The organism is Streptomyces sp. PsTaAH-124 (assembly GCF_000373685.1).
Taxonomy (GTDB): domain Bacteria; phylum Actinomycetota; class Actinomycetes; order Streptomycetales; family Streptomycetaceae; genus Streptomyces; species Streptomyces andamanensis.
Genome location: NZ_KB892163.1, coordinates 221,013 through 234,446 on the forward strand (window position 1 = coordinate 221,013; position 13,434 = coordinate 234,446).

12 protein-coding genes and 1 tRNA gene are annotated in these 13,434 nt (G+C 70.7%); 7 read left to right on the forward strand and 6 right to left on the reverse strand.

Annotated elements, in window-relative coordinates; all coding sequences use genetic code 11:
• Window positions 1–11 precede the first annotated feature (11 nt).
• Window positions 12–1,601 (reverse strand): metallophosphoesterase family protein, encoded by a 1,590-nt coding sequence (locus B086_RS0110670; protein ID WP_018566394.1) that lies wholly within the window; start codon window positions 1,599–1,601, stop codon window positions 12–14.
• Between the two features lie 116 nt (window positions 1,602–1,717).
• Here B086_RS0110670 and B086_RS0110675 point away from each other — a divergent pair, with 116 nt between their 5' ends.
• From B086_RS0110675 to B086_RS0110695, 5 genes are all read left to right on the forward strand, one after another.
• Window positions 1,718–2,068, forward strand: coding sequence for a metallopeptidase family protein (locus tag B086_RS0110675; RefSeq protein ID WP_018566395.1), 351 nt, complete (start codon window positions 1,718–1,720; stop codon window positions 2,066–2,068).
• 82 nt (window positions 2,069–2,150) lie between these two features.
• On the forward strand, window positions 2,151–2,720 hold the full coding sequence (locus tag B086_RS0110680; RefSeq protein ID WP_234029291.1) for a hypothetical protein: 570 nt from the start codon (window positions 2,151–2,153) through the stop codon (window positions 2,718–2,720).
• A 218-nt stretch (window positions 2,721–2,938) separates the two neighbouring features.
• Complete coding sequence (locus tag B086_RS0110685; protein ID WP_026252291.1) at window positions 2,939–5,221, forward strand: DEAD/DEAH box helicase; 2,283 nt, start codon at window positions 2,939–2,941, stop codon at window positions 5,219–5,221.
• A gap of 122 nt (window positions 5,222–5,343) precedes the next feature.
• Window positions 5,344–6,873, forward strand: a complete 1,530-nt coding sequence (locus B086_RS0110690) for an amino acid permease (protein WP_018566398.1) — start codon at window positions 5,344–5,346, stop codon at window positions 6,871–6,873.
• Between the two features lie 112 nt (window positions 6,874–6,985).
• A tRNA-Lys gene (locus tag B086_RS0110695) sits at window positions 6,986–7,058 on the forward strand.
• Between the two features lie 764 nt (window positions 7,059–7,822).
• Here the strand turns inward: B086_RS0110695 and B086_RS0110700 are convergent.
• From B086_RS0110700 to B086_RS0110715, 4 genes are all read right to left on the reverse strand, one after another.
• Window positions 7,823–8,410 (reverse strand): class IV adenylate cyclase, encoded by a 588-nt coding sequence (locus B086_RS0110700; protein WP_018566399.1) that lies wholly within the window; start codon window positions 8,408–8,410, stop codon window positions 7,823–7,825.
• An 11-nt stretch (window positions 8,411–8,421) separates the two neighbouring features.
• Complete coding sequence (locus B086_RS0110705) at window positions 8,422–9,084, reverse strand: class I SAM-dependent methyltransferase (protein ID WP_018566400.1); 663 nt, start codon at window positions 9,082–9,084, stop codon at window positions 8,422–8,424.
• Window positions 9,085–9,635: 551 nt separating this feature from the next.
• The gene (locus B086_RS0110710) at window positions 9,636–10,538 is read right to left on the reverse strand and encodes a radical SAM protein (protein ID WP_018566401.1); all 903 of its coding nucleotides are present in this window, start codon (window positions 10,536–10,538) and stop codon (window positions 9,636–9,638) included.
• A gap of 105 nt (window positions 10,539–10,643) precedes the next feature.
• Window positions 10,644–11,336, reverse strand: coding sequence for an HAD family hydrolase (locus tag B086_RS0110715; protein WP_018566402.1), 693 nt, complete (start codon window positions 11,334–11,336; stop codon window positions 10,644–10,646).
• A gap of 97 nt (window positions 11,337–11,433) precedes the next feature.
• Between B086_RS0110715 and B086_RS0110720 the strand changes: the two genes are divergently transcribed.
• Window positions 11,434–12,207: a helix-turn-helix domain-containing protein gene (locus B086_RS0110720; RefSeq protein WP_026252292.1), complete on the forward strand. Its 774-nt coding sequence runs from the start codon at window positions 11,434–11,436 to the stop codon at window positions 12,205–12,207.
• Window positions 12,194–12,661: an NUDIX hydrolase gene (locus B086_RS0110725; protein WP_018566404.1), complete on the forward strand. Its 468-nt coding sequence runs from the start codon at window positions 12,194–12,196 to the stop codon at window positions 12,659–12,661. The genes B086_RS0110720 and B086_RS0110725 overlap by 14 nt, the downstream gene beginning before the upstream one ends.
• On the opposite strand, the gene B086_RS0110730 is transcribed toward B086_RS0110725, so the two are convergent.
• Window positions 12,649–13,212 (reverse strand): HD domain-containing protein, encoded by a 564-nt coding sequence (locus B086_RS0110730; protein ID WP_018566405.1) that lies wholly within the window; start codon window positions 13,210–13,212, stop codon window positions 12,649–12,651. The genes B086_RS0110725 and B086_RS0110730 overlap by 13 nt on opposite strands.
• Window positions 13,213–13,434 lie beyond the last annotated feature (222 nt).

The window sequence follows — 13,434 nt, forward strand, 5'->3', positions numbered from 1 at the left end:
GCCAAAACCGTTTACGGGCCCGGCGGGGAGGCGGCCCGGGAGGGTGCCGAAGCCGGTGGCGAGGGCGGTGAGGAGGACGGTGACGAGGAGGGCGCCGTGGGGGTGGGGGCGGCGCCCGGCCGGTTCTCCTCGGGCAGATGGCGGCTCACCTCCGCGGTCGTCAGGCCCAGCCCGCCCAGCTTGATCGCGTCCCACGCCTGGAGGCGGTGGCTGTCCCGGTCGACGTAGAGGACCGACGCCTCCACGGGGGCGGGGTGCTCCTGCTCGACCGCGCGCAGTCCGCTGCCGCCCGTCGAGCCCTCCCTGCGCAGCCGGGTGCCGTAGGGGAGGATCTCCGTGCCCTCGTGGTGCAGATGCCCGCACAGCACCAGCGGCACCGCGCCGTCCGTCTCCCGGGCCGCCAGCGGTTCATGGGCGACGGCGATGTCGACCGGGGTGCCGGCGGCCCGCTGGTCCCGCAGCGCCGACGCCAGCCGGGCGCCCGCCAGCCGCTCCGCCGCGTCTCCGCCCGTCGCCGCCGAGCGGTCCGGGGTGAACTGCGGGTCGCCGATCCCGGCGAAGCGCAGTCCCGCCACCGTCTCGGCCCGGCCGTCGTCCAGCACGTGCACGTTCTTCATCCGCTCCAGACGGTGCTGCGTGGTCCGCGAGTCGTGGTTGCCGCGCACCCAGACATAGGGCACGCCCAGGTCGGCCACCGGGTCGAGGAAGCCGTTCTCCGCCGCCGTGCCGTGGTCCATCGTGTCGCCGGAGTCGACGATCACGTCCACCTTGTACTGCTCCACCAGCGAGGCGATGATCTTCCAGCTCGCCGGGTTGAGATGGATGTCGGAGACGTGCAGCACCCGGATGGTCGTCGGGTCCGGCTGGTAGGCGGGGAGCGTGGAGGTGACGTCGTACAGCTTGGTCACGTTCGTCACCAGACGGGCCAGCTCCCGCTGGTACACGTCGAACTCGGTGACGATGCTGCGCGCGTCGCCCACCAGCGAGGGCGCCGAGGAGAGCAGCCCGGAGAACCGCGGCTCCAGCACCGACTTCGGGTTCCAGGTGGCGTACGCGCTCGCCCCGGACGCGGCGAGCAGGGCCAGGGCCAGCCCCCCGGCCGCCAGCGCGCGGCGCGGGCGGCGGTAGACGGCCAGGCCCAGGGCGGTCGCCCCGGCGACCACCGCCACCGTGGAGCGCAGCGCCAGGTCGAAGGTGCCGTGCGCCACGTCGTGCGCGACCTCGTCCTGGAGCCCGGAGAGCCGTTCGGGGTGGTCGACGAGGGCCTGGGCGCGCTCCGGGTCGAGCTGGTCGACGTTCACGTCCAGCCGGACCGGGGCGGTGTGGCTGTCCAGGCGCAGGGCGCCCAGCGGCGAGACATTGATCTTCGTGCCGCCGCTCAGGGAGGGGCGCAGCGTCATCGTCGTGTTGACGGGGCCGACCGGGACGCGTACGTCGCCGACGGTCAGCAGCCCCAGCCAGGCACCGGTGATCACGACGGCCGCCAGGCCCAGGGCCCGGAGCCAGGGGTGCGGCGCGGTGGCGGTCAGGGGACGGGCGGCGCCGCGCCGGGCGCCGCGGCGGTACGGGAGGTCCAGGTCTGCGAGGCGGACGCGAGCCATTGGGCGCGTATGCCCGGCCGCGTCGGCGGATATGCGCGGTCCGGGCCGCGCACCGGCCGGGGCACGGCCAGGACACGGCCCGGACACGGGACCCCGCCGTACCGGACAATGGGCGTGTGCTGGAGATGACGCGCGAGGAGTTCGAGGAACTGGTCGCCGAGGCGCTCGACCGGATCCCGCCGGAGCTGACACGGCTGATGGACAACGTCGCGGTGTTCGTCGAGGACGAGCCGCCCGCCGACGACCCCGACCTGCTCGGGCTCTACGAGGGCACCCCGCTGACCGAGCGCGGCGAGTGGTACGCGGGCGTGCTGCCCGACCGGATCACCGTCTACCGGGGGCCGACGCTGCGCATGTGCGACACCCGCGAGGACGTCGTCGCGGAGACCGAGGTGACCGTGGTGCACGAGATCGCGCACCACTTCGGCATCGACGACGCCCGGCTGCACGCCCTGGGCTACGGCTGAGGTCCGTCCGGCGCCCCGGCGTGTCCTCGCCGGGGCGCCGGGAGTTGGGCACGGCGACTTCTCCCTCCCGGAGGTGGCTTCCGTGCGCCCCTTGCCCGTGTCCGTCCGTCCCGCCGTGCCCGTGTCCGTCCGTCTCGCCGCCGCACTCGCCGCACTCGCCGCCGCCACCGGCTGTGTGAGCGTGGGAGAGGAGGCCGGCGGCGGGGCCCGGCCCTCGCACTCCGCCGGGCGCGGCGGCGGTGAGGTGTCCGGCGGCGCGGCGGCGGTGTCCGGCGCCGCCGCGGACCGGGCCGGGGGCGGCGACGGCAAGCACGGGCACGGGAAGAAGGAGAAGGGGTCGCCGAGCGGGGAGCCGTCCGGCTCGGCCCCGGCCACCGGTGCCCCGAGCGCGTCGGCCACGGCACCCGGCCGGCCCGGCGGCCCGCCGCCCGCGGGCGACCCGGCGCCCACCGAGGTGGTGCCGGAGCCGCCGCAGACGTCCGCGCCGCCGCCCGAGCAGCCGCCCGCGTCGCCGCCCCCGCCGGCCTCGCCCGATCCGACGGTCGCCGAGCCGTCGTCCTCGGCGCACGAGGGCACCGGGACCCAGCTGGCCCAGCGCGAGCCGGCGCCCGCGCCGGGCAGTCTGCGCCGCCCCGGCCGGGCACACGTCTGACCTGCGGCTCCGTCCGCCCCCGGGCTCAGTTTGCCTCAAGGGGAGGAAGGTGCGTATGCTAGTAGATCGTTTGATCCCATTTGCCCGGCGCCCATGAAGAGCGCGCCGTGTGGCGCGTACTCTCCCTTGCCGTGGCGGACCGCATCGAGGCGGTCGTGGTGCGAAACACGGAGTTGACGGGCGCGTGCCGACGAGACTCCGGAAGGTTTCGCATTCGCATGTCCATTGCCAGTACTGATCACGTCGTCGTGCCCGAGAGCACCGAGGACACCCCCGAGAACCCGCAGCTCCTGGCCGACCAGGCCGGTGCCGAGGCTCCCGAGGGCACCGAGGACCGGGCCCCCGAGATCACCTTCGCCGACCTCGGCCTGCCCGAGGGCGTCGTGCGCAAGCTCGCGCAGAACGGCGTGACCACCCCCTTCCCGATCCAGGCCGCGTCCATCCCGGACGCCCTGGCCGGCAAGGACATCCTCGGCCGCGGCCGCACCGGCTCCGGCAAGACCCTCTCCTTCGGTCTGCCCACCCTGGCCACCCTGGCCGGCGGGCGCACCCAGAAGCACAAGCCGCGCGCCGTCATCCTCACCCCGACCCGCGAGCTGGCGATGCAGGTCGCCGACGCGCTCCAGCCCTACGGCGACGTCCTCGGCCTCAAGATGAAGGTCGTCTGCGGCGGCACCTCCATGGGCAACCAGATCTACGCCCTGGAGAAGGGCGTCGACGTCCTGGTCGCCACCCCGGGCCGGCTGCGCGACATCATCAACCGCGGTGCCTGCTCCCTGGAGGACGTGCGGATCGCCGTCCTCGACGAGGCCGACCAGATGTCCGACCTGGGCTTCCTGCCCGAGGTCACCGAGCTGCTCGACCAGGTCCCGGCGGGCGGCCAGCGGATGCTGTTCTCCGCCACCATGGAGAACGAGATCAAGACCCTCGTCGACCGCTACCTCACCGACCCGGTGAGCCACGAGGTCGACGCCGCCCAGGGCGCGGTGACGACCATGTCGCACCACATCCTGGTCGTGAAGCCCAAGGACAAGGCGCCGGTCACCGCGGCCATCGCCTCCCGCAAGGGCCGCACCATCATCTTCGTGCGCACCCAGCTCGGCGCGGACCGCGTGGCCGAGCAGCTGCGCGACGCCGGGGTGAAGTCCGACGCGCTGCACGGCGGCATGACCCAGGGCGCGCGCACCCGCACCCTGGCCGACTTCAAGGACGGTTACGTCAACGTCCTGGTCGCCACCGACGTCGCCGCCCGCGGCATCCACGTCGACGGCATCGACCTCGTGCTGAACGTCGACCCGGCCGGTGACCACAAGGACTACCTGCACCGGGCCGGCCGCACCGCCCGCGCGGGCCGCACCGGCACGGTCGTCTCGCTCTCCCTGCCGCACCAGCGGCGCCAGATCTTCCGCCTCATGGAGGACGCGGGCGTCGACGCCACGCGCCACATCATCCAGGGCGGCGCCGCCTTCGAGCCGGAGGTCGCCGAGATCACCGGCGCCCGTTCGATGACCGAGGTGCAGGCCGAGTCCGCGGGCAACGCCGCGCAGCAGGCCGAGCGCGAGGTCGCCCACCTCACCAAGCAGCTGGAGCGCGCGCAGCGGCGCGCGTCCGAGCTGCGCGAGGACGCCGACCGGCTGGTCGCCCGGGTCGCCCGCGAGCGCGGCGAGGACCCCGAGGCGGCGGTGGCCGAGGCGCAGGCCGAGGCCGAGCGGATCGCCGAGGTGTCGGTGCCGGAGCAGCCCGCGGCGCAGGACGTCGACCGCGCGGAGCGCGAGGAGCGCACGGCGCCCGCGTCGTCCTACTCCTCCCCGTCCTCCTCCTCGGCCTCCTCGGCGCCGTCGTACGACCGCCGGGAGCGCCGCGACGACCGCGGTGGTGACCGTGGTGGTTTCCGCCGGGACGACCGCGACCGTTCCTTCGACCGTGACCGTGACCGTGGCGGCCGTTCCTTCGAGCGCCGTGACGACCGCGGTGGCGACCGTGGCGGCTTCCGCCGCGACGACCGGGGTGACCGGGGCGGCTTCCGTCGTGACGACCGTGGCGGCCGTTCCTTCGACCGGAACGACCGCAACGACCGCGGTGGCGACCGTGGTGGTTTCCGCCGGGACGACCGCGACCGTTCCTTCGACCGTGACCGTGACCGTGGCGGCCGTTCCTTCGAGCGTCGCGACGACCGCGGCGGCGACCGTGGCGGCTTCCGCCGCGACGACCGCGACCGCGGTGAGCGCGGTGAGCGCGGCGGCGACCGCGCCCCCCGCTCCTTCGACCGGCGTGACGACCGCGGCGGCTTCCGCCGGGACGACCGTCCGGCCCGCCGTGACGAGCGCGGCGGACACCGCGGCAGCGACCGTCCGTTCAACCGCGACCGCCAGGGCGGCGACCGCCCCGGCTTCCGCACCGGCGGTCACGAGCGCCCCTACGGCCGCCGTGACGACCACCGCGGCGGCGGCTCCTCCTTCGGCCGCCGCGAGGACAAGCCGCGCTGGAAGCGCAACGGCTGACACCGTGTGAGCCGACTGTCCGGAAGGGCCCGTACGACATCGAGTCGTGCGGGCCCTTCCGCATCCCCGTGCGATCCCCGCGTGAGGCATGTCACACCGCCGGTGAGGGAATTGCTGGGGGCATGACAGATGATGACGCCAGTGCGCACGGGACCGCCGGGCCGTCGGACGAGGAACGGCTGGCCCAGCTCGGCTACACGCAGGTCCTCGCCCGCCGCATGTCGGCCTTCGCCAACTACGCGGTCTCCTTCACGATCATCTCCGTCCTTTCCGGCTGCCTCACGCTGTACCTCTTCGGGATGAACACCGGCGGCCCCGCCGTGATCACCTGGGGCTGGGTGGGCGTGGGCCTGATGACGCTGTTCGTGGGCCTGTCGATGGCCGAGATCTGCTCGGCGTACCCGACCTCGGCCGGTCTGTACTTCTGGGCCCACCGGCTGGCGCCGCCGCGCTCGGCCGCCGCCTGGGCCTGGTTCACGGGCTGGTTCAACGTGCTGGGCCAGGTGGCGGTGACGGCGGGCATCGACTTCGGCGCCGCGTCCTTCCTCGGCGCGTATCTGAACCTCCAGTTCGGCTTCGGGGTCACCCCCGGCCGCACCGTCCTCCTCTTCTCGGCGATCCTGCTGCTGCACGGCCTGCTGAACACCTTCGGCGTGCGCATCGTCGCCTTCCTCAACAGCGTCAGCGTGTGGTGGCACGTGCTCGGCGTCGCGGGGATCGTGGCCGCGCTCGCCCTGGTCCCCGACCACCACCGGTCGACGTCGTTCGTCCTCACCCACTTCGTGAACAACACCGGCTGGGGCAGCGGCGTCTACGTCGTCCTGCTCGGCCTGCTGATGGCCCAGTACACCTTCACCGGCTACGACGCCTCCGCCCACATGACCGAGGAGACCCACGACGCGGCCACGGCCGGCCCCCGGGGCATCGTCCGCTCCATCTGGACCTCCTGGATCGCCGGGCTCGTCCTGCTGCTCGGCTTCACCTACGCCATCCAGGACTACGGCCGCGCCCTGGACTCCCCGACCGGCGCCCCGCCCGCCCAGATCCTGCTGGACGCCCTCGGCGCGAGCGCGGGCAAGCTGCTGCTGCTCGTGGTGATCGGCGCCCAGCTGTTCTGCGGCATGGCGTCCGTGACGGCCAACAGCCGCATGATCTACGCCTTCTCCCGCGACGGCGCGCTGCCCTTCTCCCGCCTGTGGCACACCGTCGGCCCGCGCACCCGCACCCCCGTCGCCGCGGTGTGGCTGGCCGCGCTCGGCGCCCTCGTCCTCGGCCTGCCCTACCTGATCAACGAGACCGCGTACGCCGCCGTGACGTCGATCGCGGTGATCGGCCTCTACATCGCCTACGTGATCCCCACCCTGCTCCGGGTCCGCAAGGGCGACGCCTTCGAACGCGGCCCCTGGCACCTGGGCCGCTGGTCCCGGCCGATCGGCGTCGTCGCGGTGGTCTGGGTCGGTGTCATCACGGTCCTCTTCATGCTGCCCCAGGTCTCCCCGGTCACCTGGCAGACCTTCAACTACGCCCCCGTCGCCGTCCTGGTCGTCCTCGGCTTCGCCGCCGTCTGGTGGCTCGCCTCGGCCCGCCACTGGTTCCTCGACCCCACCCGCACCCGCCGCCCCGCCCCCGCTCCGGCCCGAGACCCCCACTGACCCCGCCGGTGCCCCCGGCACACCCCCGTACGGTGCACTTCCGGCCCCGCTGTCCGATACCCGATCGGCGCCACGGCCTCCTACGGCTATGCTCAGGGATGCACCATCGCCAGGGCCCTTAGCTCAATTGGCAGAGCAGTGGACTTTTAATCCATTGGTTGTGGGTTCGAGTCCCACAGGGCCTACGGGTAGCGGGGGAGGGAAACACCCTCTGACCTGCTAGGCAGTGCCTGAGTCGGCTTCGGTCGGGTCAGGCGCTGCTTCGTTTTCGAGCCAATGCGTGAGTGGATGCGCTCGTGGCCTGCCGATCGCGTGCCGCTTGACCGGACGAATCAGCAGTTGCCCGACACGACCTGAGGGTCAGCTTCGCTGCCTTCTCGGCGGTTTCGCGGTCCAGCTCAGGGAGCAGGCTCGTGTGCGTGCCCGAGGCCAGCGTGATGGCGGAGTGCCGGAGCGTCTCCTCCACCGTTTGGATGTCGCCGCCGCCTCCGTGCGTGAGCGTTGCGGCGACGTGGAGCTGGCGGCCGTTTACACGTTGGCTCGTCCGCGACCAGGGCGGGGGCTTGACCGCGGCGCAGGAACCCGCTCTGGCCACAGCGCCGGCCGGCCCGTCGGGCCGGAGGTGGTCCGGCGACTGTGGCTGCGGGAGAGGGATCAGAGTGAGCCGGTTCATCCCTGTGGAGCAGCGACTCCCGAACCCATGCTTGGAGTTCGCGGATGCAGGGCCCGCACGCTTACATGAGAGCCTGAATGCCGGCGACGTTCGCGGGGCCGATCCACAGCATGCGTATCCAGCGTCTGCCGCAGTGGAGCCAGCAGAACCCGTCGACCCGTTGGTTGCCGTGGTCCGTGGCTGTTGGGGCGGGTGGGCCGCCGGACGAACTCCGCGATCCCAACCACCCTGTGCGGTGGGACGATTTCCGTCAGCATGGTTCGTCGGCTTTCTCGCTCAGGATCCCTGCGCCACCGCAGAAGCGCTTTCCTGCTTCCCGCCGTCGGAGAACAGCAGGGTGGGCTCGGCGAGGATGTCGCGGCCGGCCTCGCTCTTGTAGATCTCGTCGACGCTGCCGAACCGGGCCTGGGAGTAGTCGAGCCCCAGAAGATCGGCGGCCTGGCGGACGGACGCCTCGTCGGACCCCTCGATCTCCAGGAACGTGGGGAGGTCGGGCCAGGTGTCGAAGTCGAAGGCGACTTCGCCCAGGCGCCACTCCTCGCGGTAGTTCTCCTGGTAGCGGACCTCGGTGAGGCCGACCCGGCGGAGGATGTCGGCCATGGCGTGCAGATCGGCGACCTCGGTCTCGATCTCCTTGGTGCCGTCGATCGTCGTGGCGTCGGTGACCTGCTTGAGCGTGAGCGTCGAGCGGGTGCCCTCGTCCCGTAGGCGGAGCCACGCCCCGCCGTCGAGGGAGTCGTTCTCGAAGATCTTGCGGGTGAGGAGGGTGCGGGGGAGCGCCTGGACGGCGCCGAGGGCAGCCAGCTTGGCCTGCAGGCCGGCGACGTCGACGGCCAGGAACTTCGCCTCGTACTCGTGCTTCATGGATCTCTCTCTCAGAGACGGTCGGTGAGGGGGGACGAACGGACCGCCAGGAGCAGGCCCATGCGATGGATGTGGTCGTGTGGCTGGCCGATGTGGGGCCGCTCGATGAACTCGTTCGTGCGCAGGGTGAGCAGCACGTCCCAGTCCCCGAGGAAGTGACGGTGCAGGCGCTCCGGAGCGGTGTAGTGCTCCACCAAGTGATGGCGCTTTTCCACGGGCATCATGAACTCCGCACCGAACACACCGTCCGGGCGGACCAGGCGCTGCATGCGGTCGACGAACTCGGCGAGAGGGCGGTGGTGGTTGGCACTGTAGTGCCACGAGCAGCTCGTCCAGACCGCCTCGCACGGCACGTCCAAAGGGTTCTCTGCGAGGAAGTCCTCTTCGATCACCTGCACACGGTCGTGGAGTTCCTCCAGCTCGAGCCGGTCGATCAACCCCATGGCGCGCACCTGGCTGTCACCCGGGAGGCGTACCTCACCTCCGTGCACGGCGAGCGCGTCGCGTTCGATGGCCACTACGCGGTACCCGGCGGCGGCCAGGGGCAGGACGAACTTGCCGTCGCTCGCACCGACGACCGCGACGGTGGAGTCAGGAGCAACACGTTCCCGCAGGGTCGCGAGGAACTGAGGGAAGAAGGTGAGGGTGTGCTCCCACAAGCTCTGCGTCTGCATGGGAGGGCGCTCCTTGCGTATCGGTGGAGGTGATCACGCGGAGGACTTGTTCGGGGGTGAGCCCCGTGGTGTCGATGCGTCGCATCGGGAACGAGGCGTAGGCATCCGCCACTTGGTTCGTGACGGTCTCCGTCAGCGCGTCCCATCGCGATATCGGCTTGTCCCGGGCTGCGAGGCGGCGCCGACGTGCGTCGTCAGCGCAGACGAGGTAGTACGTGACGGGAGTCGGCAGCCAGGTCGGCAGAGTGACGCTGAGCCGGGCGCCCAACGCTCGGTGGCTGGTGAGGCACCGGGCGAAATAGCTCTCCACGACAACCGGAACGCCGCTTCTGAGGTGGCACTGGATCTCTTCGGCTGCTGTGAACAGTGCGGAGAGGTAGAGGCACATCCGAGCTTCGACGTTCGTCCGCTTGTCCACCTCGCGCCTGAGGGGCTGGTAGAAGGCTGGCACGGTGGGCACAAGGACGGCTTCACGGGCAGCGGCGAGTATCGGAGCGATCGTCGACTTTCCAGTGCCCCGTAAGCCTTCCAGACTCTCGAATCTCGGCTGGTCAGGCACGGGCGTACAGCACATCCGGTACGGAGAGCGTGAGCTCGTCGGTGGCGGAGGGCCTGTGGACGATGCGGTTCGCGGCCTTCTCGTACCAGAACGCGTGGGAGTCCTTGCCCACCGCCTTGCACGACATGGTGAGCGCACCGCGTGGGTCGGCCTCGATCCGGTCGATGTCGCGGGGCCCGCCGGACGGAGCGCAGATCTCCGGCGCGCCGGACTCGGAGAGGTCCGCGTCGACGATCACTTCAAGCGGCAGCCTGGTCTTCGCGAGCTCTTCGCGGAGCCGGCCGTAGGCGGTCGTGTCCGTGACCAGCAGCTCGGGGCGGTCAGCGGCATTGCCTACCGGCCGCAGGTGGTGGAGCTTCAGCTGCCGGACTCCGAGCTGCCCGAGGATGCCGGTGAGAGGGAGGACCTCGCCGATGTTCTGAGAGGTCACGGTCATGGTCGCGCCCGTCGGGACACCGAGGTCCCGTGCCAGGCCGAGTGAGCTGAGGGCGCTCTGGTAGCTACCGCGCTTGCGGATGCCGTCGTTGGTCGAGCCGACACCCTCCAGGGAGACCCGGAGCAGGTCCAGGTGCGGAGCGATCTCGGTCAGGCGGCGCTCGATCCGGTATCCGTTGGTGCAGATCTCGACGCGCTGGCCGAGTTCCTGCTTGGCGTGCCGGACGACCTGGGGCAGCTCCCGGTGGACGAACGGTTCCCCGCCGAGGAGGGTGACGGCCTCCGTGCCGTACTCGTCTCGCATCAGGGTGAGAAGACTGACGGCTTCCTCGGCGGTGAAGGCGTCGGCGTACTGAAGTCGCTTGCCGTGGAAGCAGTGCAGGCACGTGAAGTTGCAGCGGTACAGCAGCTGTAGGTACAGCATCCGGATCTTCCTGATCCCGGTGACTTCCCCGATCACATGGGCTCCTTCGGCTGACTGCCTGGTGGGAACCCCGATGGTGGCGGTCTGCCAGGGGACCTCGTCACCGCGTTCGGGGACGGTCCAAGGACGTCCTGGGACGCTTTACGTGCCCGAGAAGGACTCCAGGATGCCGAGAACCCGCCTGGTGTCCGACAGATCGGGCAGGATCTCGTGGGCACCGGCAGCGGCCAGCTCCTCGGCACTGTGGACACCGGAGGCGACCGCAAGGATCGCGGAACCACTGGCCAGGGCGGCTTCCACGTCGCGGGGGGTGTCTCCCACCAGGGCGACGGGCACATCGGCCGGAACGCCACGGAGTTGCTGTATGCGTTCACGCGCGACCGCGACAAGTTCGGGACGGAGCTCGGCGTCCGCTCCGTAGGCGCCGGCAGGCAAATCCAACAGCGAGTCGAGGCCGAAAGCGGAAAGCTTCACGTGAGCATTGGCGGCGATGTTGCCGGTCAGCACAGAGGAGACCCAACCGCTTCTCGCGGCAGCGACCTTCAGCACCTCGTGGACCCCTGGCAAAGCCGTCCCACGCAGGCGCAGATCATCAAGGCGGTCATGCCCCGATCGCGCAAGCGCGGCCTCGATGACGGGCCACTCGGGTACAGGTAGCCCGTCGCGAAGGAACATGTCGCGCATGATGAGTCGATCCGTGCGTCCCTCGGTACGCGCCGGGGCCGACGGTTCGCGTCCCGCGAGTGACGAGAAGGCGGCAGCGTAGATCTCCTTGCTGACCCCCGCGTTCTCGATGAGGGTGTGGTCGATGTCCCACAGGACGATGAGCTCCATGGCGCCAGGGTAGGCAGTCGGTTCGGTGCTCTGCTTCCGTGACGGCGTCCCCAAACGTCCTTGCGTGATCATGCACCGGGCCGCTTCCATGGCTCCTGTGAACGACCGACTGCACTCTGTGCTCGCGCAGCGCGGCGTCTCGTCCGAATCGCTGGCGGAAGTCTGCGAGGTGGACCCCAAGACGGTGAGCCGGTGGCTGGGAGGGCGCGTTCCACACGCACGGCATCGCTTCCGCGTCGCCCGCCACCTGCGCGTGGAAGAGACCTTCCTGTGGCCGGCGCCGCCTCGACGGTCCGGCCGACTGCGTGACGGGTCAGGCACCGAACTGGTCGGCACCTATCAGAACCGTGCCAGCGTGCCGCGGGACGTCTGGCTCTCGCTGCTGCGAGAGGCCCAGCACGAGATCAGCGTCCTCGTCTTCTCCGGCACGTTCTTTGCGCAGTCCAATCCGCACGTAGCCAAGATGCTCTCCGAGCGCGCGGCGGAGGGGGTCCGTGTGCGCCTGTGCTTCGGCGACCCGGACGGTCAGGCAGTCGCGATCCGAGGCCGCGAAGAGGGTATCGGCGACACCCTTGCCGCCAAGATCCGAGCATCACTGACGTACTACCGGCCCCTGCTGGGCGAAGCCGGGAGCGCCGTACGCCTCCACGACACCACGCTCTACACGTCCATGTTCCGCTACGACGACAACCTTCTGGTCAACCCCCACATCTGGGGGCAGCCGGCCAGCGCCAACCCCCTGCTCCACCTCAAGAGGACAGAGGGGACTGGGTGGTTCGACAGCTACGCCCAGAGCTTCGATGCCGTCTGGGTCGCCGCGCGGCCGTGGACACCCGACCACGAGAGGACCACCGCCCATGGGCAGGACTGAGTACTACAACGACCCGGCCGCCCCGAAGGCAAACACCCTCATTCCGGCCAGCAACCTGCTCGTCGTCGACGAGACCGGAGCCATCCTTCTCCAGCGCCGCCGTGACACCGGCCAGTGGGCGCTTCCCGGGGGCGCGCAGGACATCGGCGAGACCGCGGCAGAGTGCGCGGTACGCGAGTGCCTGGAAGAGACTGGCATCGTCGCCGAGATCACCGGCTTCCTCGGCGTCTACACCAACCCGAACCACATCGTCGCCTACAGCGACGGAGAGATTCGCCAGCAGTACGAAAACACGTACATCGGCCGCCCCATCGGCGGAACTCCCACGATCAACGACGAGGCCGACGGGGTGCGCTTCGTCCAGCCGGCCGACCTCGACCAGTACGACATCCACCCGAGCATGTGCCAGCAGATCGGGGACTACCTGGCCGGCACCTACCCCTACCTCGGCTGAGCCGCCAGCGCCGCCTCGATCCTCTGCACAGAGGAGAAGATCTCCGGCGCCGCGCGGCGGATGAACCGGCCGACCACACTGTCCACGCCATAGCGACTGATGATCTCCGAGATCCGCTCCTGCGCACTGGTCCGGCCGCCGTCGGGCGTTGTCGTCATGTCGCAGTACACGAGAGCGTCCACCGGCAGCGCGTCGTCCAGCAACGGAAACTCCGACGCCAACTCGTCCCGCAGCCCGCACTCCTCAGCCTCCAGCAGGGCAAAAGAGTGGTTCGCGACCAGCCGCACCAGCCGCTCATCGGCCCCATGCTCGTCACGGAGGAACCTTGCCCCGTCCAGCGGGTGGAACCCGGTCACGGCCAGCCGAGGGGCGTAGCCGACGTCGTGGAGCGTGGCGGCACCGACGAGAAGATCGCTGTTCTCCCCGAGAAGTCGCCGGACTTCGGTCGCACGCTCGGCCACTCCTTGCGTATGGGCCCACCTGCGGGGAAGCCCAGCGGCGAGCTCGGATTCCGCTATCTGCGTCGCCCACGTCGTGATCAGATCGGCCATGTCTGGCTTCATGCCCTCAAGGTCTCTCGAACACACCACGGCCAGCCGCGCCTGAGGCTGCCTGCTGGGATAGGTGATCTGCGGCTGGTGGCTGTGGGTGACCGCAATCGCCGCGCCGAAGCCGCCCGCCGACGCTCGACTGTCACACTCGCAGCAGCCAGTACGTAAGCGTGGCAGAGCGGCATTCCAGGACGGAACCAGTGCCTCTATGCTCGGCATGAG